Source organism: Rhizobium sp. CRRU65 (genome assembly GCF_048551595.1).
Lineage (GTDB): Bacteria > Pseudomonadota > Alphaproteobacteria > Rhizobiales > Rhizobiaceae > Rhizobium > Rhizobium leguminosarum_J.
The window spans coordinates 74448-96237 of the sequence record NZ_JBLYZH010000019.1; the positions used below are offsets into that span (position 1 = coordinate 74448).

The 21790-nt window shown below is 61.4% G+C and carries 22 protein-coding genes; 7 read left to right on the plus strand and 15 right to left on the minus strand.

The annotated features are described in order from the left end of the window. Positions 1 to 103 precede the first annotated feature (103 nt). Positions 104 to 577, plus strand: a complete 474-nt coding sequence (locus ACM5SV_RS30370) for a MarR family winged helix-turn-helix transcriptional regulator (protein WP_018074510.1) — start codon at positions 104 to 106, stop codon at positions 575 to 577. 32 nt (positions 578 to 609) lie between these two features. Here ACM5SV_RS30370 and ACM5SV_RS30375 read toward each other — a convergent pair whose 3' ends face one another. Next, on the minus strand, positions 610 to 1911 hold the full coding sequence (locus ACM5SV_RS30375; protein WP_222014976.1) for an epoxide hydrolase family protein: 1302 nt from the start codon (positions 1909 to 1911) through the stop codon (positions 610 to 612). 231 nt (positions 1912 to 2142) lie between these two features. On the opposite strand from ACM5SV_RS30375, the gene ACM5SV_RS30380 reads away from it, so the two are divergent. Continuing rightward, positions 2143 to 2559: an NUDIX domain-containing protein gene (locus tag ACM5SV_RS30380; RefSeq protein ID WP_222014977.1), complete on the plus strand. Its 417-nt coding sequence runs from the start codon at positions 2143 to 2145 to the stop codon at positions 2557 to 2559. Between the two features lie 41 nt (positions 2560 to 2600). On the opposite strand, the gene ACM5SV_RS30385 is transcribed toward ACM5SV_RS30380, so the two are convergent. Together ACM5SV_RS30385 and ACM5SV_RS30390 are read right to left on the minus strand one after the other, a co-directional pair. Then, positions 2601 to 3662, minus strand: a complete 1062-nt coding sequence (locus tag ACM5SV_RS30385) for a DUF3095 family protein (RefSeq protein ID WP_012757917.1) — start codon at positions 3660 to 3662, stop codon at positions 2601 to 2603. 117 nt (positions 3663 to 3779) lie between these two features. Then, positions 3780 to 4175, minus strand: a complete 396-nt coding sequence (locus tag ACM5SV_RS30390; protein WP_419425469.1) for an Ohr family peroxiredoxin — start codon at positions 4173 to 4175, stop codon at positions 3780 to 3782. 262 nt (positions 4176 to 4437) lie between these two features. Here ACM5SV_RS30390 and ACM5SV_RS30395 point away from each other — a divergent pair, with 262 nt between their 5' ends. Then, on the plus strand, positions 4438 to 5235 hold the full coding sequence (locus ACM5SV_RS30395; protein WP_222014979.1) for a class I SAM-dependent methyltransferase: 798 nt from the start codon (positions 4438 to 4440) through the stop codon (positions 5233 to 5235). 17 nt (positions 5236 to 5252) lie between these two features. Here the strand turns inward: ACM5SV_RS30395 and ACM5SV_RS30400 are convergent, their stop codons facing one another. The 3 genes from ACM5SV_RS30400 to ACM5SV_RS30410 all read right to left on the minus strand — a co-directional run bounded on the left by ACM5SV_RS30400 (position 5253) and on the right by ACM5SV_RS30410 (position 9023). Then, positions 5253 to 5600, minus strand: coding sequence for a hypothetical protein (locus ACM5SV_RS30400; RefSeq protein WP_012757920.1), 348 nt, complete (start codon positions 5598 to 5600; stop codon positions 5253 to 5255). A gap of 137 nt (positions 5601 to 5737) precedes the next feature. Next, complete coding sequence (locus ACM5SV_RS30405; protein WP_113545882.1) at positions 5738 to 7054, minus strand: extensin family protein; 1317 nt, start codon at positions 7052 to 7054, stop codon at positions 5738 to 5740. Positions 7055 to 7205: 151 nt separating this feature from the next. Continuing rightward, a complete protein-coding gene (locus ACM5SV_RS30410) occupies positions 7206 to 9023 on the minus strand; it encodes a methyl-accepting chemotaxis protein (protein ID WP_012757922.1) in 1818 nt (605 codons plus the stop codon). A gap of 290 nt (positions 9024 to 9313) precedes the next feature. Between ACM5SV_RS30410 and ACM5SV_RS30415 the strand changes: the two genes are divergently transcribed. Both ACM5SV_RS30415 and ACM5SV_RS30420 read left to right on the plus strand, forming a co-directional pair. Next, positions 9314 to 9700, plus strand: a complete 387-nt coding sequence (locus ACM5SV_RS30415) for an acyl-CoA thioesterase (protein WP_012757923.1) — start codon at positions 9314 to 9316, stop codon at positions 9698 to 9700. Positions 9701 to 9719: 19 nt separating this feature from the next. Then, complete coding sequence (locus ACM5SV_RS30420) at positions 9720 to 10307, plus strand: hypothetical protein (RefSeq protein WP_222014981.1); 588 nt, start codon at positions 9720 to 9722, stop codon at positions 10305 to 10307. A 304-nt stretch (positions 10308 to 10611) separates the two neighbouring features. Here the strand turns inward: ACM5SV_RS30420 and ACM5SV_RS30425 are convergent, their stop codons facing one another. The 5 genes from ACM5SV_RS30425 to ACM5SV_RS30445 all read right to left on the minus strand — a co-directional run bounded on the left by ACM5SV_RS30425 (position 10612) and on the right by ACM5SV_RS30445 (position 14439). Continuing rightward, positions 10612 to 11280, minus strand: a complete 669-nt coding sequence (locus ACM5SV_RS30425) for a DUF4405 domain-containing protein (RefSeq protein WP_222014982.1) — start codon at positions 11278 to 11280, stop codon at positions 10612 to 10614. Positions 11281 to 11313: 33 nt separating this feature from the next. Next, positions 11314 to 11796 carry a cytochrome P460 family protein gene (locus tag ACM5SV_RS30430; protein WP_113545884.1) on the minus strand — a complete coding sequence of 161 codons (483 nt, stop codon included), beginning with the start codon at positions 11794 to 11796 and terminating at the stop codon, positions 11314 to 11316. 71 nt (positions 11797 to 11867) lie between these two features. After that, the gene (locus ACM5SV_RS30435) at positions 11868 to 12260 is read right to left on the minus strand and encodes a carboxymuconolactone decarboxylase family protein (protein ID WP_260690150.1); all 393 of its coding nucleotides are present in this window, start codon (positions 12258 to 12260) and stop codon (positions 11868 to 11870) included. Between the two features lie 49 nt (positions 12261 to 12309). Then, positions 12310 to 13398, minus strand: coding sequence for an alpha/beta hydrolase (locus tag ACM5SV_RS30440; protein WP_222014986.1), 1089 nt, complete (start codon positions 13396 to 13398; stop codon positions 12310 to 12312). Positions 13399 to 13539: 141 nt separating this feature from the next. Further along, positions 13540 to 14439: a LysR family transcriptional regulator gene (locus ACM5SV_RS30445; RefSeq protein ID WP_012757929.1), complete on the minus strand. Its 900-nt coding sequence runs from the start codon at positions 14437 to 14439 to the stop codon at positions 13540 to 13542. A gap of 155 nt (positions 14440 to 14594) precedes the next feature. On the opposite strand from ACM5SV_RS30445, the gene ACM5SV_RS30450 reads away from it, so the two are divergent. Next, a complete protein-coding gene (locus tag ACM5SV_RS30450) occupies positions 14595 to 15584 on the plus strand; it encodes an aldo/keto reductase (protein ID WP_222014988.1) in 990 nt (329 codons plus the stop codon). 101 nt (positions 15585 to 15685) lie between these two features. Here the strand turns inward: ACM5SV_RS30450 and ACM5SV_RS30455 are convergent, their stop codons facing one another. From ACM5SV_RS30455 to ACM5SV_RS30465, 3 genes are all read right to left on the minus strand, one after another. Further along, positions 15686 to 16870 (minus strand): DUF1501 domain-containing protein, encoded by a 1185-nt coding sequence (locus ACM5SV_RS30455; protein WP_012757931.1) that lies wholly within the window; start codon positions 16868 to 16870, stop codon positions 15686 to 15688. A 114-nt stretch (positions 16871 to 16984) separates the two neighbouring features. Then, a complete protein-coding gene (locus ACM5SV_RS30460) occupies positions 16985 to 18496 on the minus strand; it encodes a DUF1800 domain-containing protein (RefSeq protein WP_222014990.1) in 1512 nt (503 codons plus the stop codon). A gap of 211 nt (positions 18497 to 18707) precedes the next feature. Continuing rightward, positions 18708 to 19055: a DMT family protein gene (locus ACM5SV_RS30465; RefSeq protein WP_012757933.1), complete on the minus strand. Its 348-nt coding sequence runs from the start codon at positions 19053 to 19055 to the stop codon at positions 18708 to 18710. 313 nt (positions 19056 to 19368) lie between these two features. On the opposite strand from ACM5SV_RS30465, the gene ACM5SV_RS30470 reads away from it, so the two are divergent. After that, entirely contained in the window at positions 19369 to 20205 is an 837-nt protein-coding gene (locus ACM5SV_RS30470; RefSeq protein WP_222014992.1) for an RDD family protein, read from the plus strand. A gap of 79 nt (positions 20206 to 20284) precedes the next feature. Here ACM5SV_RS30470 and ACM5SV_RS30475 read toward each other — a convergent pair whose 3' ends face one another. Beyond that, positions 20285 to 21535 (minus strand): MFS transporter, encoded by a 1251-nt coding sequence (locus tag ACM5SV_RS30475; protein ID WP_222014994.1) that lies wholly within the window; start codon positions 21533 to 21535, stop codon positions 20285 to 20287. Positions 21536 to 21790: the final 255 nt, after the last annotated feature.

A 21790-nucleotide genomic window follows, 5' to 3' on the forward strand; every position in this document is an offset into this window, starting at 1 on the left:
CACTATTGCGATTTAATCGGATACGATCTATATAGATGTCATCGTCAGAAAGCTTGGACAGGATGGAACGATGCCGACATCTAAAGCAGCTAAGGGGCCGGATATGCCTGCGCCCGCCTCCCCGCCAGCGGGCAAGGAAGGCAGGAAACTTTCGAATTTCCTGTGCTTCGCGGTCTATTCGGCAAATCTCGCCTTCGGCCGCGCCTATAAGCCGATCCTGGACGAGCTTGGCCTGACCTATACCCAATACATCGCCATGGTGGCTCTCTCCGAAGAGGATGACCAGACCGTCGGGGTGTTGGGGGAAAAGATGTTCCTCGAATCCAACACGCTGACGCCCATCCTCAAGAAGCTGGAGTCGAATGGTTTTATCACCCGTCACCGCGATCCCGCCGACGAACGGCAGGTGCGGGTCAGCCTGACGCCGGCAGGACGCCAACTCGTTGAAACCGATCCCGGCAACGCGCTGCTTGGCGCCATCGGCCTCGGCGACGACTTTCCCGTCGTGCAGAAATCGGTGACGACGCTGCGCGACAACCTGCTGCGGTCAACTCAGGGCGAACCGGAGAAATCGTAATCGCGGCCTCAGTCGCCTGATCCCGCCTGAGTCTACTGCCGCAGCGGCCGGAACGCGGTCCTGAGCTCGGCAGTGAAAGCCATCGGCTGTTCCCAAGCGGCGAAGTGACCGCCCTTCGGCAGCCGGTTGTAGTGGATGAGCTTCGGATAGGCCTTCTCCGCCCAGCTCTGCGGCGCCTGGTAGATCTCATCGGGAAAAGCACTGACCGCCACCGGGATCTTGATGCCCCTGGGGTCGAAGAAACCGCCCGACGGATGGTGCGCGTTGTCCCAATAGAGGCGTGCCGAGGAGATTGCTGTGTTCGTCAGCCAGTAGAGCGTGACGTTGTCGAGGATATCGTCCTTCGTCAGCCCCTCGGGCTCTCCGTCGAAAACGCGGGCGATCATCCGGTAACTGCGGATGTCGTGATCGAGCATCCACGACGCAAGCCCGACCGGCGAATCGACAATCCCGTAGAGCGTCTGCGGCCGGTTGTTCATCTCGATCGCATAGCCCAGCCCATTCTTGTAGAAATCGTCGAGCTGATTGAAGGCGCGCCTTTCGTCCGGCGACAGGTCGGATGGCGGCATGCCGCCGGCGCCAAGAGCCTTGGCGATGTCAGCCGGAACCGTGGCCGCCATGTTCGTATGGATGCCGAGCAATCCCGGCGGCTCCTGCGCCGCCATCAATTCGGTCACCGCGTTGCCCCAGTCGCCCCCCTGCGCCACGAACTTCGTGTAGCCGAGACGTTGCATCAGCGTCACCCAGGCGTGGGCGATGCGCGGCGGGTTCCAGTTCCCCGACCCCGTCGGTTTCCCGGAAAAGCCGTAGCCCGGCAAAGACGGGATCACCACGTCAAATGCGTCCTCTTCGCTCCCGCCATGCGCTGTCGGATCGGTGAGCGGTTCGATGATCTTCAACTGCTCGATGATCGAGCCAGGCCATCCATGTGTGACGATCAACGGCAGCGCATCTTTATGCTGGGAGCGCACGTGAATGAAGTGGATATCCAGCCCGTCGATCTCGGTGATGAACTGCGGCAGCGCATTGAGCCGCGCCTCCATCTTGCGCCAGTCGTAATCCGTCGCCCAATGCTTCGCGAGTTTCTGGATCGTTGCGAGCTGCACGCCCTGGGTATCGTCCGCGACGGTTTCCTTGTCAGGCCAACGGGTGGTCGCGACGCGCCGGCGCAGATCGTCAAGCTGATCCTCGGGGAAATTGACGCTGAAGGGGCTAACCCCGTCGCCGTTTGCCTGAGCGCTACGCGTCCCGGCAAGCATACTCATGGCTCCGGCGGCGGCCGTGGCCGCAAGCAGTTCGCGCCGCGTGGGCGTTGATAGGAATGTGGGTGGCATGACGCTCTCCTCTCCGTTTGATCTGTTCGGAAACGGACGAAGATCGACTGACCGACCTCGTTCGCATCAGCAGGTCATTCGCGTCTGTCCGGGGACTATGCTCCTGGGCAACGTCGGGGGTCAACCTATACGGTCAGACTATGAGTCGAGGGGCTTGATGGACACCGGTCATTGCAAAGAACCGTAGCTCCGGGCAGCATCGGCGCGAGATCGATGAGGAGAGGAGAATGCATGCCCGACATCGCGATGGGCGTCTTGAGCCAGAATGGAACCGTTCTTCCGGCCAGGCGCAGTTCCGAGCGCAAAGTGCACCCGGATCGCTGGAGCCTCCCGGGCGGCCATATCGAAGAGGGCGAAGACGCCGAGACGGCAATGTGCCGGGAATTGATGGAAGAAATAGGCGTGACGTCGGAGCTCTGGCAGTTTCTAGGACGGTTCGTATCGGAAGACCCGCCCGAAGCATCCGTCACCTTCCATGTTTATCACGTCGATAAATGGCACGGCCGGCCGCGACTTGTCGGTGATGAACACACCGAGCTCAGATGGTTCACCGCCGCCGAGATAGAAAAAGAAACCGAATTGGCGTTGCCTCAGCTCAGTGAAATGCTGGCAAATCTGGCCATGCGGGAAACAGGCACGCCCGCTTAGGTTGATAGGCGGCCACGACGTCTCTCCGGCTGGACGGGTCTTCAGCGAGCATGATGCAGGACGTCGCCAAGCGCACCGGCCTCCATCATCTCGGCCGCCTTGGCATAACCGCCGCCCATTCCGTCGAGGAAATGCAGATGCGAATCCGGGCTGCCTGATGGCACGAGGCAGGTCATCAGCGCATGCGACTGGCGGTGCAGTCCGAAATTGATCTCGCCGCGCGCCCTTGCCAGAAGAAGCATGGTTTCGACCCTGTCGATCTGTTCGCGCGTGCAGTCCAGCGTCAGGCGCAAACCGTCATCGAATTTGCGGAAATCCGAATGGGAGGCGACCTCCGACCAGCGTTTCGCATCGACGCGCTTCCCGCTGCCTTTGGGCATGGCAATATCCCTGGGGATAGCCATATCTACGGGAACCGGATGAGACCGGTGCGACGGCGCATCGAAGACGGCAAGTACACGCTTCGCCAGCGCCGCAAAGACCTCCGGGCTCGTATCGTCATCCGGCTCGACCAGCAGCGATAGGATCTCGCCCTGCTGGCTCGGGAATGGCGTCCAGTCGCAGCTCAGTCCGGTCAGATCGGGCTTCGTCGCGTAGCGGCCCGGCCTGACCAGATACCTGCCGCTCTTGATCTGCTGCTCCGCCCATTTGAGCCCTCCCCCTGCAAACATCGCATAGGTCGCGTTTTCCGAAGCCGCATAGCGCGCAACTCTTACGTCGCGCCCACTATTGCGGATTTCGCGCACCGTGAGCAACCCGATACGAAGGGTGAGATCGAGATCGCTTCTTGCAAAGCTCGCGACCTGCCGCAACGCCGAGGTCGCGGCCATGATGCCGTGCGGCGGCAAGGCGAATGCCGCCCCGTCTCCACGAAACACGAAGGGGAAATCGAACGAACCCCAGGCATTACCGAGAGCGGCGATAACAGATGCGCCTGCGAAGTTGACATCTTCATAGCGTCCCGACTTGATCGCCAGCGTCGAGCTGACGACGTCGGTGATGCCGATCAGCCAATCCTCGGGCAGCGGCTCATAGACGGCTGGGTCGAGTACGAGCGAAAACTCGTCATAGGCCTGGTGTGGCTGGGCGTGGCTATTGATCATGGCATGTTCTCCAGATCGGCAAGGTTCCGGTGCCTGCTACCTCAAGAAGGGGTCTGCCGGCCGATCGGCAGGCCCTCCGCATGAAATCCTCTGGCGGTGAGGTCCGCCCTTCCCCGCTCAGACAAGCGTAGTCTCGACGTCGATATTGCCGTGTATCGCCTTGGAATAGGGGCAGATGCCATGGGCTGCCTCGATCAATTCCTGCGCAACGTCGCGATCGATGCCGGGCAGGCTGACATTGAGGCGCGCCCTGAGGAAGAAGGAGCCATTATCGACGTTGAGATCGATCTCCGCATCGACCTCTGGACCATCAGGCAGCGTGATCTTCCGCTGCGAAGCGGCAAACTCGATGGCGCCGATATAGCAGGCAGACCAGGCGATGCCGAACAGGTTTTCGGCAGTCGGATGCGGTTGCGGCAGTTTGATGTCGATCGTGCCGTCGCTGCTGCGTGCGGAGCCATTGCGACCGCCGGAGATGTGGGTTTTGCCGGTAAAAAGAAGCTTCTCGGTCATGGTGATATCCTTTCGGTTTTAGTTTTGTACGTGTCCGATTAAATCGGATGCGCTCTAATACGCTTCGCTAAAACTGATGTCAATACAATTCCGATTTAATCGGATACGATTTATTTTTCACAGCCAGTCTCGTCGCGCCAAGGCAATCCCTCAACGGCAGCTCGGCTCGCCCCCACAAAGTCAGGTCTTGTCCGGGGGCAGAGCTCTCTATAGTTTCTGCAAACAAGCTCGCGGCGCCCGTGAAGAAGCCCAGAGAGATGCCATGTCCTCCATAACAGCAGACAATGCGGGACAGTATGGCGACAGCCGGAAGCTCGCCGCGCGGGCTCGACTGCATAGCCAATACACCATCGCCGAGACGGCCTGGTTTCCATGGGTTGCGGCGCAACTGTCCCTGAAACCGGGCGATCGCGTCCTCGACGTCGGCTGCGGGCCAGCCTGGTTCTGGGCGGCAACGGCAGGGCTGCTGCCGGCGGACCTCGACTTGACGCTCGCCGACCTTTCGCAAGGCATGGTCGACGAGGCAGCGGCGCGTTGCAGCGCCCTGCCGTTCGGCTCCGTCCGGGGCTGCCAGGCCGACGCAGCCGCGCTCCCCTTCGAAGATGACGCCTTCGATGCCGTGATCGCGATGCATATGCTCTATCACCTGCCCGACCCGGCGGCGGGCATCACGGACATGTCAAGAGTGCTGAAGCCGGGTGGCTTACTCGCGGTCACAACCAACGGCGCCGGCAATATGCGCGAGATCTACGCGCTGACGACCGTATTCGGCAGTGCTCCATCCGACCCGGCTGCCGAAGCCTTTGGATATGACGCTGCCGAACGATCGATGCGGTCGCAGTTTGGAAACGTGACCATGTCGCAGCATCCGGCCAGCCTGCGGATCACTGAGCCCGAGGATGTCTTCCTGTCGCTCACCTCCTATCCGCCCGGCGATGGCGCCTGCGAAACTCAACTCACCAGATTCCGTCAAGCCATTGCCAACGCCTTCAGCCAACGCAACGGCGTGCTTGAGGTCAGCAAAGAGACCGCGCTGTTTCTGAGCAGGAAGACGGCCTGATCGGTGCCGGGCGGCGCTCAGACCTTCTCTTTCTTCCTGATTTTTTCTTTCGGCTCGACAGGTGCATCGGGCGTCGGCGCCAACAGCTTGCGCAGTGACGAGATCTTATCCTTCACCAGCGGCCGGAAACGCGTCGCGCGATAGGGCATGTCGGCCGCGCCATAACCTTCCGGCCCGTCATCATTGCCGCGGTTGATCTCCGCGAGTTTCACCCCGATGAACGTGCCGTCGATATAATGGGTATATTCGCCCACCCAGCGGATCGTATAGATCTCGCCCTTGCGGATCAGTTGGTCGATGCTGACATGCTTGAAGGTATCGTTGATGCAGACGACCTTCTGGCCGACGTGGAAATCATAGCTCATGGATCAAACTCTCGAAACGGCAATCCGTCTGGCCGATCTATAGCGTGCCCTGCGGCGGGGATGAACCGTTTTCTGCCAGCCCGACCCAATTGCGGCCACAACATCGGCACCCGCCGCATGGTTTTGGAGGACATGCATCAGTCGCAATAGGCCTTGCCGCTCTTGCGGGAGCGAAGATCGAAGTGGAAGTGGTTCCAATGCTCCGGGTTGCTGCCGGGGCCGAGCACGGTGTTGAAATAGCGGCAGCTGTCGCTGCGCACCGCCTTCAGCAGCCGCCCCTCACGCAGCGAGAACAGGCCCTTCTTGCGCACGTCGATCTCGTGGCCGTTCTTCAGCACGAACTTGCCGACGTCGATGGCGTTGCCGCGGGCGTGTTCCGACATCGGATTGTATTTCTGCCGGCTGTTGTTCATGCGCCGGCAGGAATAGCCGCCGAGCGGCTGGATCGTCTTGATGCCGGACCAGTAACGATAGCGGGCGGACGGCGCCAGTTCGTTTTTCACCCATTTGGCGAAGGCAAGCGTCACCTGACAGTTCAGCGTTACGGCCGGGCGGACGCCGATATTGCCGGAAAGCCCCTTCAACGACACGGGATAGGGCACCTGGCAGGCCGGCCCATTCGAGATCGGTGGCTTGTCGTCGAAGAGCACGCCCATGCGCTTCAGCTCGCGCCGGCAGGCAAGCTCGGAGGACGGCATGACGCTGGGATCGACGGGTGCTGCCGGCTCGCTCATCATCGGATTATTCGGCCGCAGCATCGCGACCTCTTCGCTCTCGTCCTCTTCGGGAACACGTGATGGCGCCACCACAGGGCTGCCGTCGTTCCAGGCGGGCGCCCGGCTCATCTGTGCCTCGGCCGCCGGCTGCGGCATCGCCTGCGGTACGGGCTGGCGCATCGGCTGGTTGAGTTGCGTTGGATTGTCGGTGCCGATGCCGTCGACAACAGGCTCGGTGGCATTGCCCTCGGCGATCTGCTGCTGTTGTTCCTGTGCCAGCCCGACGACCGGCTCCGCCCCGAGATCGTCATCCATGTTGACGCCGCCGGACGGGATCGCAAGATCTTGCGTGCCGCCCCAGTTCTGGTTCTGCTGCGCCAGCGCCTCGTCGCTGTCGATCATCGGCAGCTTACGTCCCGGTGCGGTTTGCGGCGGAGCGGCTCGTGCCGCGTGGCCGGTGCCGGCGAGGTTTGGCGTGTCGAGGTAATCGACGGAGCCCTGGCTATTGCCGACGGGCGCGCTGGAAACCGGATAGGAGGCCTGGCTTTCCACCGGCGCCATTCGGACCGAAGGCGCCATGCGCGCCGCTGGTGCCCGCGCGGGCGAGATCGAACTGACCCTGGTGCCGTTGTCGACATTGGCGGGCGGCACCAGTCCGTCGCTGATCGAACAGGTCGTCAGCGCCGCCGAGAGGATAACGGGCAAAAGGGTTCGCCGAGGAAAGGAAACAAACGCCATACTCTTATCGCTTCCGCAGGCTGGCTGGGCAGTGACCGAAAAAACTCACTCCAATTTTAATTAAAAACGGTGAATGAAAACTTACCGGCACAATCTGAACGCGACGGAATTGAAAAAGGCCGGTTTCCCGGCCTTTCATCTCTCCGCTTCCTCACGCTGCCCGTGTGTATCGGGTCACCGCCGACTGCTCGGCGCGCAGGCGGAAATTCGAAAGCAGCGTCTTCAACTGAGTGCTCTCGTCGGCGAGCGTGCGGCTTGCCGCCGTCGTCTCCTCGACCATGGCGGCATTCTGCTGCGTCATCTGGTCCATGTGATTGACGGAGCCGTTGATCTCGTTCAGCCCGGTCGACTGCTCGCGCGCCGCCGTCGCGATTGATGCGACGTGATCGTTGACCTGGTTGACCAGCGCCTCGATCTCCAGCAGCGCTTCGCCCGTCGAGCGCACCAGCGCCACCCCACCCTCGACCTCCGTCGCCGACCGGCTGATCAGTTCCTTGATCTCCTTGGCCGCATTGGCGGAACGCTGGGCGAGTTCGCGCACTTCCTGGGCGACGACGGCAAAGCCGCGGCCCGCCTCGCCCGCCCGCGCAGCCTCGACGCCGGCATTCAGCGCCAGAAGGTTCGTCTGGAAGGCGATTTCGTCGATGACCGAGATGATCTGACCGATGCGGTTGGAGGAATCCTCGATCCTGCCCATCGCCGTCACCGCATTGCGGACGATCTCGCCGGATTTTCCGGCACTCGCCTTGGTCTCGGCCACCATCTCGCGCGCCTCGTTCGCCCGTTCGGATGCCGTCTTGACCGTCGCGGTGATCTCGTCGAGCGCTGCCGCCGTCTCTTCGAGTGCGGCCGCCTGCTGCTCCGTGCGCTTTGACAGGTTGCCGGTTGCCTCGCTGATGTCGGAAGCGCTTTCGTTGACGACATGGCTCGATTCGGCGATCGCATGGATGACGCCGTTCAGCGCATCGACGGCGGCGTTGAAATCGCTCCTCAGCTTGGCGTAATCCTCGCCGATATCGCCGATCGCAACCGTGAGGTCGCCGCCCGCCAGCTTCTCAAGGCCGACGCCGAGCGCCTGCATCGCTTGGGTTTGCCGCTCGGATGCTGAACGCAGGCTTGCCTCGTTGCCGCGGCGCTCTTCCTCGATCTGCTGCTGTCTTTCGTCTTCCCGCCCGCGCAACGCGCTGCGCTCGTCGACGGAATCGCGCAGCACCAGCAGCGCCTTGGCCATCTGGCCGATCTCGTCGCGACGGTCGCTGCCTGATATCTCCACCGATGCTTCTTCGGCCGCAATCGCGTTCATCGCCGCCTTCAGCCGGGCGATCGGTGCAGTCACGCTACGCACGATGGCATAGGCGATGGCAATCGTTGCGGCGGCGCCAAGCAGGCAGAGCAGCGCGGCCCACATCGCGTTCTGGCGATAGAGCGCGGCAAGGTCATCGGCATAGACACCGGTGCCGACGATCCAGCCCCAGGGCTCGAAACCTGCGACATAGGAATATTTCAGCACTGGCTGGTCGGCGCCCGGCTTCGGCCAAAGATAATCGACGAAGCCCTTGCCGTCCTTCTTCACCTTGTTGACGAACTCGACGAACAGGAACTTGCCGGTCGGATCCTTCATCTGGGAGATATCGGTGCCGTTCAGCTGCGGCTTGATCGGGTGCATCACCATGGTGGGGTGCATGTCGTTGATCCAGAAATAACCGTCGGCGCCGTAGCGCATCGCGCCGATCACGTCCTTGGCGGCCGCCTGCGCCTGTTCGCGGGTCATCGTGCCCGCCTGTTCCATCTTGTAATATTTGTCGAAGATGCCGAGCGCCGTTGCATCCATTTGCGCCAGCCCCGCCTTCCGCTCCGCTTCCAGCTCAGAATAGGAATAGTTCAGAAAGAAGACCATCGTCGCAGCGAGCACGGCAAGCGCGAATGCGACGAGGCAGTAAAGGCGGGTGGAAATCTTGACGTTGCGCATGAGGTTCCCGGCGATTCTTGTATTTGAGATCGATCGCATTCTGAATTGCCGGAATTACTGGAGCGTAAAGCTTAATTAGAAAAATATTAAATAACGTAAGGTCAGGTGAAAGCTGCAAAATTCAACCATTTGAAATCGAATGAAATTTCAATCGGAAACGGCAGCAACATTTTTCCCGTCGGCCGTCCGTAGCGCTTGGCCTTGCCGTCTTTTACACCCCACAGCCTTTGCACTAGGGTGCTTCCCAGTGAATCGCCGGCCCGTGGCCCGCACCAGATGGAGAAGACTTGATGACCGATGCCGCCAAGCCGAGAGGCGAACTGACGCTGAGGACGCTTGCCATGCCGGGCGACGCCAATCCGGCCGGCGATATCTTCGGTGGCTGGGTCATGGCGCAGATGGACCTTGCCTCAGGCATCCGTGCGGCCGAGCGCGCCAAGGGCCGCGTCGTCACCGCCGCCGTCAAAGAGATGGCCTTCGAGCTGCCGGTCAAGATCGGCGACACGCTTTCCGTCTATACTGATATCGACCGTGTCGGCCGCACCTCGATCACGCTGATCGTCGAAGCCTGGGCGCATCGTTCGCGCTACAACCAGCAGGAAAAGGTCACCGCCGGCACCTTCATCATGGTGGCACTCGACGAAGAGGGCAAACCGAAGCAAGTCCCCGAGGAGTGACAGCCTAAGGATCGAAAGCATGGAAACGGTCGGCTCGCCGGAGGTCTTCCTTCACATCAAGGTGGTGATGGGCATGGTCATCAGCCTTTCACTCGCCAGAGTGCTCACCGGCCTTGCCGGCATCGTCCAGCATCCCGCCAAGGCCAAGGTCTATCCCATCCATCTCGGCTGGGCGCTGTCGATGTTCCTGTTCATCATCCATATCTGGTGGTGGGAATATCGCCTGCAGGTGGTGCCGGCGATCGGCTTCGGCATCTATCTCTTCCTCATCTGCTTCTGCAGTCTGTTCTTCCTGCTCTGCGCCCTGCTCTTTCCTGCCTCGCTCGACGAATATGGCGGCTACGAGGAATATTTCATCTCGCGGCGCAAATGGTTCTTCGGCATCCTCGGCCTCACCTACGCCGTCGATATTCTCGACACGGCAATCAAGGGCCATGAGCGCATCCTCTCGCTCGGCTGGGAGTACCCAGCCCGCAACATCATCTACATCCTCCTCTGCGCCATCGCCGCCTGGACCCCCAACCGCCGCTTCCACACCGCCTTCATCATCGCCAACCTGATCTACCAGATCAGCTTCATTTTCAGGCTTTATGATGTGTTGGGGTGAGGCCCGGTCCCGCTTCGCGGGAGTGATCGATCCAGTGGATCGATCACAGGGCCGAACGCCCTGAGCCATGCGAAGGGCCGGGCGGCGGCGATACACAGCCTCTCCTTCATTCCTGTGCCTGTCAAAGGAATCCAGTGCGCCCAAGTCCTTGGGCGCGGGAGAGTCCCTTCGTTCTGGCAAGTCATTCACGGCGCGGACACGCCGTGGCTGGATTCCTGTGACGAGCACAGGAATGACGGAAGAGAGGTTGCCCCCTCACCGCCACAGCATCACCGCCAGCGCGAATATCACACGCGCGGGCACCCTATATCACCCGCCGAAGCCAGACGACCGCATAATGAGCAGCGCACGCACACGTCCCCAGGATCGCGATGTGATGCAGGAAGGACCCGATCGTGGACTCCTGGAAGTCCCAGAAATCGATCGATGGCCGGGCAATGAGCCTGTCTCCGATTCCCATGACGAACAGGCTGTGGATGCCCCACGCCGCTATTGCGCTCGCGGCTACGCGAAGGGAAGCGGTCCTGATCGGGTTTGGGGCACCGACCCGCAGCAATCTGCCTATGACCGCCATGATCATCGACCAGTGGAGGCCGAGATGGGCGGCTGCGAGGATGAACACCCAATAGGCCGCAAGGATGTGAATTTCGCGCGCCGTCGGCCGGCCGCTGACGGGAAGGAAAGCAAACACGCTGCGCGATATCAGCAGACTGGTCACCAGCAAAGCTGATATCGCCAAGGCGATCGAGATATTCGAAGCAATTGTCAGAAAGCTCCGCTTGCCGCGCTCCACCTTCGGAAGCCTCGCCCACCACCGCCTGTTGAAGACGTTGTGCGATAGGAGAAGGATGAACATGCTGGTGCCGATCAGCTCATGCGAGGTGTTGTCGAGCCACCAGTAGGCGAGCGCGGCCAAGAGCAGCCCAGCGGCGGTGAAGTCAAGCACGAGGCGGATCACGAAAAAAGGACTCACGATGCGACGCCCTCGCCGGAGATTCGATCCGGCCTAGTCAATGACGGCTCCGTCAAACTCCTTGAGAGCGTCGAGCGTGTAGAGGAAGTCTTCGTCGGCCCTGGACGAATGACAGGATTGGCATCGCGCCGTATTCTCGGCCATGTTGACGCCGCCGTCAGGCTTGAACCATTGGAACTGCCAGTCGCCAGTGCGACGGTCTTCGTCATAATCGCTGCCCCAGCCGGAACCCTTTTCCATGACGAAGGTGCGATAGATTTCCCCATCACGGTAGTCGACCAGCACGAAGTGCGTACCGTCTGGAACGGGCTGCCCATTCTTCACAGCCTCGATCGCTTCGTTCGTCGTCATGATGTGTTCGGTCACGTTGCCGCGCCTGACGGTCGTGTAATGGACAAGGCCCGCCAATTCGGGCAGCGTCGTCCGGTTCGGTTCGGCATCGACGTTCCAGCCGACCAGAACTACGGCGCCGGCCATGGCAAAGAGAATGGAAATGCGCTTGATGAGATGACGCATGGATGTCTTTTCCTGGTTTTGTGCGGAACATTCGGGCGACCGGCTTCGGCAAAAGCGGCAGGCCAATCGCCTCATTCACGTCCGAAGACGTCCTTAGCGACGGCAACGGCCGAGACCGCATTCGGCCAGCCGGCGTAGAAGGCAAGGTGGGTGATCGTCTCGATCAACTCGTCCTCGGACACACCGTTCTGGCGGGCCATGGCTAGATGGGATCTGAGCTGGTCGGGCCGGTTCATTGCGATCAGCGCGGCAACGGTCACCAGGCTGCGATCCCGCTTCGACAACTGCGGGCGCTCCCATATGTCGCCATAAAGGACGTCGTCGGTCAGTTCAGCCAGCTTCGGCGCGGTCGCACCCATCAGTTGCTGGGCGCGCGAACGCCGGGACTTGTCGTCGCCTTCGGCCGGTGCCTGAGCGCTGACGACGCCCGGCAGAACAGCAAGCATCATGCTGGCGGACAGCATCAAGTTTCCCAACAGTTGTTTTATGGTCTTCACCTCATAATTTCCGAGATCAGTCGAGCTTCTTCTCGCTAAGGAAAGCCGAGACCAGGTCGGCGATCTCTACGTTGTTCAGGTCGGAGAACGCGAAGTGGGTGTTGCCGCGGATGCCGATCTCGGGAAGGTGCACGACGGTGACATCACCGCCATGCTTGTTCACCGTATCGCGCCACAGGCGGGCCATTGCCAGGCGTACCCGCCAGCTGTCCTGCGCCGGCATCGTCGTTGGCTGGTCTGGGATGTTGTCGCCGTAATAGATGACGATCGGGATCTTCGTCAGTTTGATAAAGTCATCCATCGGTACCGGCACGCCCGTCAGCGTGTCGAAGGCGCTCGGCATATCGGCGGGAACCTCGCCTGCCGGGAACACGAAGCTGCTGCCGGGTTCGAAGGCGACGACGGCTTTGACCTTGTCGCTCTTGATGGCCGTCAGCCAGCCCGGTCCGCCGCCCTGCGAATGGGTGAAAAGAATGCCGGGACCGATTTTCTCGAACAGCTTTGCCACCGCATTCGACACAACGTCCATATCGAACGGCCCGGTGTTCGGCGTCATCGCGCGGAAGTACTGGTTCAGCGCTTCCGGATCGCGGGAGAATTGCACGCCGTCGAAATAGGTCGGCCAGGTGCCGACGCGAAACTGGTTGAACCAGAGCTGCTCGTCCGCTGTCGGCTTCACCACCGTCTCGGCCATGCTCCGCCCGGCGCCGCCCCGGCGCGGCTGGTCGACGAGATAGGTGGAGAAACCTCGACGCAGGAAGATGTTCTGGAAGCCCTCGCGGCCGTCGGGCGTCGTCTCCCAGGTCTTGGAGAATTGTCCGGCACCGTGCCACATCACGATCGGATACTGACGCGGGTTTGCCGGCACCTGATAGAAGGCAAAGGCATGATCGCCGTGATAGGTCTGCCCTGAGGGATCGAGAGGTTTCAGCGGATCGAAGGTTCCGGGCGCCGTCGTGCTGGTTCCCCCGACGGCAAAGCTGCCCTGCTCCTGGATGACCAATGGCTCGGGCTTTGCCGCATCGGCAGCCGTCGCCAATGGCGCGGCAAGCTGCGCTGAGGCAAGCAGCAATGCGGCCAGGGTGTTGGACAATCCATATCGCATGTCGGCTTCTCGCTTCGTTTCAGATGGCGAGATGGTAACGGCATCGGACCGAAAGGATTAGACGCCTCGGACAGCTAGGGTCTATTAGGTAGACTAATTAATCACAAGCTGTTGATAAGTCGTGATGGAATAAAATCGGCATTACTTTCCTCTATAGCGGAGCGCATCGACGAACAGGGTGAAGGCGGGAGATGCATGCCGCCTGTTCGGATAGTAGAGATGGTATCCTGGAAAGGGCTGGCACCAGTCCTCCAGAATCCGGATCAGCCGCCCGTCTTCAATGTAGGACTGAACCTGGTCCTCAGGCATGTAGGCCAGCCCCAGTCCGTCCAGCACGGCGCCGATCCGCATGGCGATGTTGTTGAACACCGTCTGGCCCTCGACACGGACGCGCAGTTCACGTCCATCCTTCTCGAATTCCCAGGGATATATCGTTCCGTGTGTCGGCAGCCGCATATTGATGCAGTTGTGAGCCGTCAGATCCTGCGGGATATCCGGGCGCGGATGGTGCTCGAAATAGGAGGGCGCTCCAACAACTGCCATGCATATTTCAGGACCGATCCGGACCGCGATCATGTCCTTTGCCAAATGCTCGCCGAGCCTGATGCCGGCGTCGTAGCGCTCGGCGACGATGTCGGTCAGGCCGTAGTCGACGATCACCTCGACATTGATATCCGGATGATCAGGAAGAAACCGCGCCAATGCTGGGGCGAGGACGGAAATCGCAGGATGCTCGCCTGCCGTGATGCGAATCGTGCCAGCCGGCCGCTCACGCATTTCGCTCAAGGCGGCGATCTCGAACTGGATCTCCTCGAATCTGGGTCCGACCCGCTCCAACAGACGTTCTCCTGCCTGTGTCGGCGACACGCTTCTGGTCGTGCGGGTCAAAAGGCGCAGCCCGAGCTTCTCTTCGAGACCGCGTACCGTCTGGCTCAACGCCGACTGCGACACGCCGAGCTTCGCGGCCGCCCGGGTAAAACTCCGTTCCCGGGCGACGGTCAGAAAGGCCACGAGTTCGTTGAAATTGTTGTCCAGGGGCATTCATTAGTCCGTCTTATAGGTCCATGCGCATTACAGCATCTAATCGAAAGCTGACAAGAGGACTAAGTTCGCGTCAACCCGACGGCAAGCCCGGCTGCTCCCGCACCGCGGAACGGACTGCCCGAGCCCATGCAAAACCAGGAACGGATACGACCATGAAAACACGCAATATCGGCGGCCTCGAAGTCTCGGCACTTGGTCTCGGCTGCATGAGCATGAGCGCCGCTTACGGCCCGCCCGCCGACGAGGGCGACATGATCAAATTGATGCGCACCGCCCATCATCAGGGCGTCACCTTGTTCGACACCGCCGAAGCCTATGGCCCTTTCGTCAATGAAGAGCTTGTCGGCAAAGCGCTCGCACCGATCCGCGACCAGGTGGTCATCGCCACTAAATTCGGCTTTGATATCGATCAGCAAACAGGTGAACGCCGCGGCGGCACGAACAGCCGCCCCGAACATATCAAGGCGGTTGCCGATGCTTGCCTGCGCCGCCTGAAGACGGACTGCATCGACCTGTTCTATCAGCACCGTGTCGATCCCGGCGTGCCGATCGAAGACGTGGCCGGTGCCGTCAAGGACCTGATCGCAGCGGGCAAGGTCAAGCATTTCGGCCTTTCCGAAGCCGGCGTCCAGACGATCCGCCGCGCCCATGCCGTTCAAAAAGTCACCGCCGTCCAGAGTGAATATTCGCTCTTCTGGCGCGGCCCCGAGGCGGAACTGCTGCCCACCCTTGAGGAACTCGGCATCGGCTTCGTGCCCTTCAGCCCACTCGGCGCAGGCTTCCTGACCGGCAAGATCGACGAGAACACCAAATTCGATCCAAGCGATTTCCGCAACAGCGTGCCGCGTTTTTCGCTCGAGGCGCGCAAGGCCAATTTTGCACTCGTCGACCTGATCAGGCGTATCGGCGACCGCAAGGGCGCAACGCCCGCGCAAATCGCCCTCTCCTGGCTGCTGGCCCAAAAGCTATGGATCGTCCCGATCCCGGGTACAACGAAGCAGCACCGGCTGGAAGAAAATCTCGGGGCGATAGACGTCGACCTGCTGCCCGAGGACCTCGCCGAAATCGATGCCGCCCTCTCCGGCATCGAGGTTCACGGCGAGCGGCTTCCCGAGGCAGCGCTCAAGATGACCGGCCGATAGCGCCTGTCGCCGATGCCGCCCGGCCCTTCGCTTGGGCTCAGGGCGTTCGGCCCTGCGATCGATTCACTGGATCGATCGCTCCCGCTTTGCGGGACCGTGCCTCACCCACGCAGAAACTGCGACCCTTTGTCGAACCCCAGCCCCGGAAAGATCTTCCCGGTCAAATCATCGGCGCTTACATCGAACTGCCGGTAGAGCATTGCCGCGGCGAGCTCGCGCACGTCGGCGGTCGGCATCAGGTCGCGGTCGTCGAGCAGTTGGCCGTCGCCGATGCCCGGCCAACGGCCGAGGATGCGGCCGCCGTTGATGGTGCCGCCTGATAGCAGCGCGCAGCCGCCGGTGCCGTGGTCGGTGCCGGCTGAGCCGTTCTGACGCACGGTGCGGCCGAACTCGGTCATGGCAAGCACCACCGTCTTTGCCCAGATCTCAGGCCCGAGCGTGGTCTTCAACGTATTGATCGCCTGCGAAAGGTCCTGCACCGGCCGCTTGAACTGGCCGGCCTGGCCGATATGCGTGTCCCAGCCTGATATCGAGAAGCTGGCGATGCGGTAATCGCCCTTCAGCATGTTGGCCGCGAGCGCCGCCACATCGGCGATCTTTGCGCCGCGCTGGCCCTCCGGCTCGATGATCATCGAGGCGCTATTGGCCCGCGTCGCCTCGGCAAGCGCCTCGGCGAACGGCGGATCGCCGGCATAGAGCCGCGCCAGGAACTGCATCTCGTCACGCGCCGGCGCCAGATTGGAATCCGACGCCCAGACATCGACATTGTTGGGTCCGGAGAGGATCAGCTCCGTCGAAGTGTTGATGTCGATCGCCTTGCGCGCATCCGAGCGCGGAATGACGGCGAGCGCCCGGTTCAGCCAGCCGGTCTTTTCCTCGGCGACATGCTCGCCGCCGGATTCCAGCATGTCCTGCCCGTCGAAATGGCTGCGCTGGTCGCGGTAGGGCGTCGACACCGCGTGCACGAAGGCAAGCTCGCGGCTCTTCCACAGCGGCATCAGCTCTGCGGCAGCCGGATTGAGGCCGAAATGGCCATCTAGATCGAGAAGTCCGGTATCGGGCGTCAGCGCCAGTGTCGGCCTAAGCGCCGCAAAGCCGGCATCGCCATAGGGCTGCACCAGATCCAGCCCGTCCATCGCGCCGCGCAGCACGATGGTGACGAAACGCTTGTCACCCGGCATCGCCGCGAAAGTGACCGGCGTGAAGGCGGGGGCAGCGGCAAGACAGCAGGCAGAGGTCAGAAAGCCGCGGCGGGACAGCGAAATCCGGTTCATGGGCAGCGTCATTGGCGGGCCTCCTAAGCAGGTTCCGGAAAAGTGTCCGACGGTTTTCCAGCCAGAACCTGCGACAAAACAAAGGAGCTAAGCAGACGAAGCGTTGGCTTGCCAACGAAAGTCTGCTCAGCGGCGATTGAATTCGGGCGATGCCAGCACCAGCGTCAACCCGCTGATCTTGTTCGGCGCCTGCGACACCACGCGGATCGTCTCGTCTCGGGCGGCATCGGCAAGCGTCGACTTCAGGAATTCGCGCGGATCCACATCCCGGCCGAACTGGGCTGCGGCCCGCCTTGCCCAGGCCAGCCGCTCGGCGAGCTGGCTGCCGGTGATCCAGGCGGAGAAGCCTTCCTCGAAACCGGCCGGACTCGGCGGCAGCCAGGTCGGCTGGCCCATGCGCCTGAGTGCCCCCTGCCCCAGCGCCCGCGCCGTCTGGAAGGCTTTGAGGCGCTTCTCCCTTGCCTCGCCGGCGGGATCGGTCGTCACCGGCGATCCAGCCATGCCAGGCGTATTCGCCGCCATGTCGCCCTCGTCCGTGCCCTGCTGGTTGGCCGCCAGGAAACTGCCGACAACGCCGTTGACCGGTCCCGCATTCAACGCCCTCAGGCCGGTGACGACATAGTCGAAAGGCTGGCGCGCCTTGGCGCCCTCGTCGCGCCAGGCGGCGGGATGGTCGAGCATGGCGGTGTAGACGGCGGTCAGGTCGCCATCCGTTTTCTTCCAGGCTTCGGCCATGTCGGACACCATCCCCTCATCGGGCTGGTCGGCGATGAAATGCACCGCCAGCTTGCGGCTGATATGCGCCGCCGTCTTCGGATGGAGGGCGAGATCGTCGAGCATGTCGAGATAATCGTCGCGCGAGCGCCTGCGCCCGCCATAACTGACGCCGAGCACCTCATGTGTCCCGGGCTCCGAAATATTCGGCCGGAACGCGATGTCCATCTCCTTGCGGTCGATGGTGAGCCCCGTCAGCACCATGGCTGCCGCCGTGACGTCCGCTTGACTATAGCCGCTGCCGGCGCCGAGCGTGTGCAGTTCCAGCAGTTCGCGGCCGAGATTTTCATTGAGCCCCTTGTTGCGCTTGATGCCGCCGGCCGAATCCGGCCCGAGCGAATCCGCCTGGTCGAGATAGATCAGCATGGCCGGATGGGCGGTGGCATTGCGCAAGAGATCGCCGAACGTGCCTGATATGAACGGCCGGATCGCCTCGGCCTCGTAGAGCGGCACGATGAGGCGCATCGGCAGGCTCTTGCTGGCGCTGGTGGAGAAATGATTGGTCCAGAAGGTCGAAAGCCTCTCGTAGAAGCCGTACGGCGACAACACGGCCTGCATCAGCCGCAGGTTCGCATCGTGCTGGAATTGCTGCTGCGTCTGACGCTGCACCCCTTTGCGCATCTCGCGCTGCGTCGTATCGTCGGTCACCGTCTTGGCGTCTTGTCGGATCTGCTGCAACTGCTCCTGCAGGCTGAGGATCGCCTGGTGGCGCATGTTGGGGCCGCCGAGGGGAAAGTCCGGCGTCGCCGCCGCCCCCTTGCGCAGCTGGTCGATGAGCTCGTCCTTGCTGCTCGGCGGCGCCTCGCCCGGCCGGAAACCATAGCCGAACCGGATCGCCGCCATGGTCGGGAAAGACAGGCTCATGGCCGTTCACCTCATGATCACCGCTAAAGCAATTCCAGCAAAAGCGCGTCGCGGTTTTGCGTCCGGAATTGCGTCAAACAAACGTCAGAGCATTTCCGCGACCCGGAAATGCTTGAACTGACAGGCTGCCAGCCGATTGCGACGCCAATCTGTAGGAAATGTGGCGATATCTAGACATGGACAATTTGTAATCTATTGAAAAGGCTAAAGTTTATGCACGAAAGATGAAAGATGCCCCGATTGCGATCAGGGCGAAGCCGATCGCATGGTTCCAGGTCAGGTTCTCGCCGAGCCAGAAGATCGAGAAGCCGGCAAAGACGATCAGCGTGATCACCTCCTGCATCGTCTTCAGCTGTGCTGTCGTATAGACCGCCGAACCGATACGGTTGGCCGGCACCGCCAGGCAATATTCGAAAAAGGCGATGCCCCAGCTGACGATGATGGCGAGGAAGATGGCGCTGTTCTTGTGCTTGAGATGCCCGTACCAGGCAAATGTCATGAAGATGTTGGAGGCAAACAGCATGACGACGGGCCAGAGGGCGGCGGGAGAAAATGACATGGAAAAACTCGGGGCTGCGGAGGGGAAGGATTCATCCGGCAGCAGGAGATCGATGCCGGCAGCCCTTACCTAGCATGGCGGCGTTCGGCGACAAGCCCCACAACGCTCGAGGACGGTCGGCATATCGTCACGCCATCGAGGCGATGCGGATGGCCGGCAGGTCGCGCGGCGGCTCGCCTTCCAGGCCCAGAAATCGCCCCAGAACTGGACTCGCAAGAGCATGATACCTCTGTGATAAGATCATGCATTTTTGCTACTTCATGTTGAAACGAATCAACGTGTTGGATCAGGTAGCGTGGACATTGGGGGCGACATGGACACTACACCGCAGATGCCGCAAAACGTCACTCTGCCTTCCCGCCACTTCTGGCAACGCTTCGCTGCCTATACCGTCGACATCATCATCTTTCAGGCTGCCATCCTCATAGCCGTCTACTACTTTTCAACGATTTCTCCCTTGGACTTCCTTTTGCACGGCCGGACGTCCGTGCAATGCAGCGAGGCGGTGCCCGATCAACTTGCACAGCGAATTGACGCGGGATGGCCGTTGAGAGCCACGGAAATTCGCACCAGTGAGATTTGCGAGGTAAGTCAAATCGATTGGCGAAAACAGAGATATTTGCAAATAAATGTTGCCATCGAGCCATGGGACTACGTGACACCGGCGCAGGTGCTAACCATCCCTATCGACGCAAACAACAATCCGCTGACCGAAACCATACCTGCATATTCCAGCTTGATGTCAGGCATAGCCAACACCGCGCTGATAGCCTTGGCTTTCGCCTGTTTTTCTGCCAATAGCCGCCGCACATTCGGAAAGGCGGTTTTCTTCCTGAGAGTCCAATCCGTCGATGGAAAAAATCCCGACTTCGGCACCGCGTTTAAACGCGAGATCCTGAAATTCAGCCCGAATCTCCTTTTCAGCGCTGCCGTTTTCGCAATCTCGCTGCTCCCGGTCTATCCCACGGAAGACTTCGACGCGTTGCTTGGAATGTTCCGCAGCGGATACACGCCTGAGGACCATGGCACCGCCAAATCGTACTTTATCTGGACTATAGCGGTCGTGGCTTGGTGGGTATGGCCGTTCATCGTCTGGAAGGGACAGACATTTTACGATCGCATCTGCGCCTGCAAGGTGGTGAGTGCCTGAAAGGCATCCGGGATCGGGCCACAGGGCACAAAGAAGGGCCGGCGACAACTGCCGCCGGCCTTCATAACCGCAGGCAGCGCTAGATTCGCATCGCGCCATGCGGCTCCTCGGCCTCCTCCGTGCCGAAGCGGACATCCTTCTTCTCGTAGCCGAAGCCGGCAAGGGCCGCGACGACGAGTGCCACCACGGCTGCAACGATCAGGAGCGCATAGGCATAGTCGCCGTCCCAGCGGGCGGCCAACCCGGCCTGCAGCGTCGCATTGCCTGACGCCAGCAGATTGCCGAGCTGGTAGGCAAAACCGGGGAAGGTGCCGCGCACCTCGTCCGGCGACAGCTCGTTCAGATGCACCGGCACGATGCCCCAGGCGCCCTGGACGAAGAACTGCATCAGGAAGGCGCCGATGGCAAGCAGCACCGGCCCCGGCGCATAGGCCCAGAGCGGCGCGACGGGTACCGCGATCAGTGCTGCGATGACGATGGCCTTCTTCCGGCCGATCCGCTGCGACAGCGCCCCAAAGAACAGCCCGCCACAGATCGCCCCGATATTGTAGACGATGGCGACAGCCCCAACCGTATAGCTCGAATAGTTGCGCTGGGTTTCGAGGAAAGTCGGGTAGATATCCTGCGTGCCGTGGCTGAAGAAGTTGAACGCCGTCATCAGGAACACCGCCCAGATAAACAGCGGAATGTTTTCGCGCAGGACCGTCAGGAACGGCCGGCGCCCCTCGGCTTGCCGTTTCAGGAAGGCCGGGCTCTCCTCGACATTGCGGCGGATATACAGCACCAGCAGCGCCGGCACCGCGCCGACAAAAAACATGCCACGCCAGCCGATGACCGGGAAGAGCAGGAAGAACACGATCGAGGCGATGAGATAGCCCGAGGGATAGCCGGCCTGCAGGATGCCGGAAACGATGCCGCGGCTTTCCTCCGGCACCGTCTCCATAACAAGCGAGGCGCCGACGCCCCATTCACCACCCATGGCGATGCCGTAGAGCGCTCGGAGCACGAGAAACATCGTGAGCCCCGTGGAGAAGCCGGTCAGGAATTCGAACAGCGAATAAAGCAGCACGTCGGCCATCAGCGTGATGCGCCGCCCGTAACGGTCGGCCGCCAGCCCGAAGATCAGCGCGCCGAGCGCCCGCATGGCTAGCGTCAGGAAGATCGCAACCGAGACGGCAGGAACGTCGGTGTGAAATTCCTCGGCGATATATTTGAGAACGAAGACGAGAATGAAGAAATCGAAGGCGTCGAGCGTCCAGCCGAGATAGCTGGCGATGACGGTGTTGCGCTGCTGCGGCGTCAGCCGGCGCAGGCTTTCCAAAGCGGACATCTGATATTCCTCCGTCCGAAAGCGGCGGCGAGGCGGGCAATTCCGGATGCCGTCGGAAGGGGTGCCCGAACCGGGCGGGTGATGCTGTTGCGGCAGCGTTTGCAGTCGGAGACAGCGGGCAATAACGTCAGCAATGCTGCCCGCGTTCCATCACGATTGCCGTGATCGGCCGGGCGCGTCCAGCGCCACCATTGAAGGCGTAGACCTTCCCGCACCCTGGCTTTCACGTTGGCGCATGCGGCCCGCTGCCTGCCT

What these genes read in the sequence shown, in the direction of transcription:
- ACM5SV_RS30370 (WP_018074510.1), top strand. Translation starts at nt 104, where the DNA reads ATGCCTGCGCCCGCCTCCCCGCCAGCGGGCAAGGAAGGCAGGAAACTT.
- ACM5SV_RS30375 (WP_222014976.1), bottom strand. Translation starts at nt 1,911, where the DNA reads ATGCCACCCACATTCCTATCAACGCCCACGCGGCGCGAACTGCTTGCG.
- ACM5SV_RS30380 (WP_222014977.1), top strand. Translation starts at nt 2,143, where the DNA reads ATGCCCGACATCGCGATGGGCGTCTTGAGCCAGAATGGAACCGTTCTT.
- ACM5SV_RS30385 (WP_012757917.1), bottom strand. Translation starts at nt 3,662, where the DNA reads ATGATCAATAGCCACGCCCAGCCACACCAGGCCTATGACGAGTTTTCG.
- ACM5SV_RS30390 (WP_419425469.1), bottom strand. Translation starts at nt 4,175, where the DNA reads ATGACCGAGAAGCTTCTTTTTACCGGCAAAACCCACATCTCCGGCGGT.
- ACM5SV_RS30395 (WP_222014979.1), top strand. Translation starts at nt 4,438, where the DNA reads ATGTCCTCCATAACAGCAGACAATGCGGGACAGTATGGCGACAGCCGG.
- ACM5SV_RS30400 (WP_012757920.1), bottom strand. Translation starts at nt 5,600, where the DNA reads ATGAGCTATGATTTCCACGTCGGCCAGAAGGTCGTCTGCATCAACGAT.
- ACM5SV_RS30405 (WP_113545882.1), bottom strand. Translation starts at nt 7,054, where the DNA reads ATGGCGTTTGTTTCCTTTCCTCGGCGAACCCTTTTGCCCGTTATCCTC.
- ACM5SV_RS30410 (WP_012757922.1), bottom strand. Translation starts at nt 9,023, where the DNA reads ATGCGCAACGTCAAGATTTCCACCCGCCTTTACTGCCTCGTCGCATTC.
- ACM5SV_RS30415 (WP_012757923.1), top strand. Translation starts at nt 9,314, where the DNA reads ATGACCGATGCCGCCAAGCCGAGAGGCGAACTGACGCTGAGGACGCTT.
- ACM5SV_RS30420 (WP_222014981.1), top strand. Translation starts at nt 9,720, where the DNA reads ATGGAAACGGTCGGCTCGCCGGAGGTCTTCCTTCACATCAAGGTGGTG.
- ACM5SV_RS30430 (WP_113545884.1), bottom strand. Translation starts at nt 11,796, where the DNA reads ATGCGTCATCTCATCAAGCGCATTTCCATTCTCTTTGCCATGGCCGGC.
- ACM5SV_RS30435 (WP_260690150.1), bottom strand. Translation starts at nt 12,260, where the DNA reads ATGCTGTCCGCCAGCATGATGCTTGCTGTTCTGCCGGGCGTCGTCAGC.
- ACM5SV_RS30440 (WP_222014986.1), bottom strand. Translation starts at nt 13,398, where the DNA reads ATGCGATATGGATTGTCCAACACCCTGGCCGCATTGCTGCTTGCCTCA.
- ACM5SV_RS30445 (WP_012757929.1), bottom strand. Translation starts at nt 14,439, where the DNA reads ATGCCCCTGGACAACAATTTCAACGAACTCGTGGCCTTTCTGACCGTC.
- ACM5SV_RS30450 (WP_222014988.1), top strand. Translation starts at nt 14,595, where the DNA reads ATGAAAACACGCAATATCGGCGGCCTCGAAGTCTCGGCACTTGGTCTC.
- ACM5SV_RS30455 (WP_012757931.1), bottom strand. Translation starts at nt 16,870, where the DNA reads ATGACGCTGCCCATGAACCGGATTTCGCTGTCCCGCCGCGGCTTTCTG.
- ACM5SV_RS30460 (WP_222014990.1), bottom strand. Translation starts at nt 18,496, where the DNA reads ATGAGCCTGTCTTTCCCGACCATGGCGGCGATCCGGTTCGGCTATGGT.
- ACM5SV_RS30465 (WP_012757933.1), bottom strand. Translation starts at nt 19,055, where the DNA reads ATGTCATTTTCTCCCGCCGCCCTCTGGCCCGTCGTCATGCTGTTTGCC.
- ACM5SV_RS30470 (WP_222014992.1), top strand. Translation starts at nt 19,369, where the DNA reads ATGGACACTACACCGCAGATGCCGCAAAACGTCACTCTGCCTTCCCGC.
- ACM5SV_RS30475 (WP_222014994.1), bottom strand. Translation starts at nt 21,535, where the DNA reads ATGTCCGCTTTGGAAAGCCTGCGCCGGCTGACGCCGCAGCAGCGCAAC.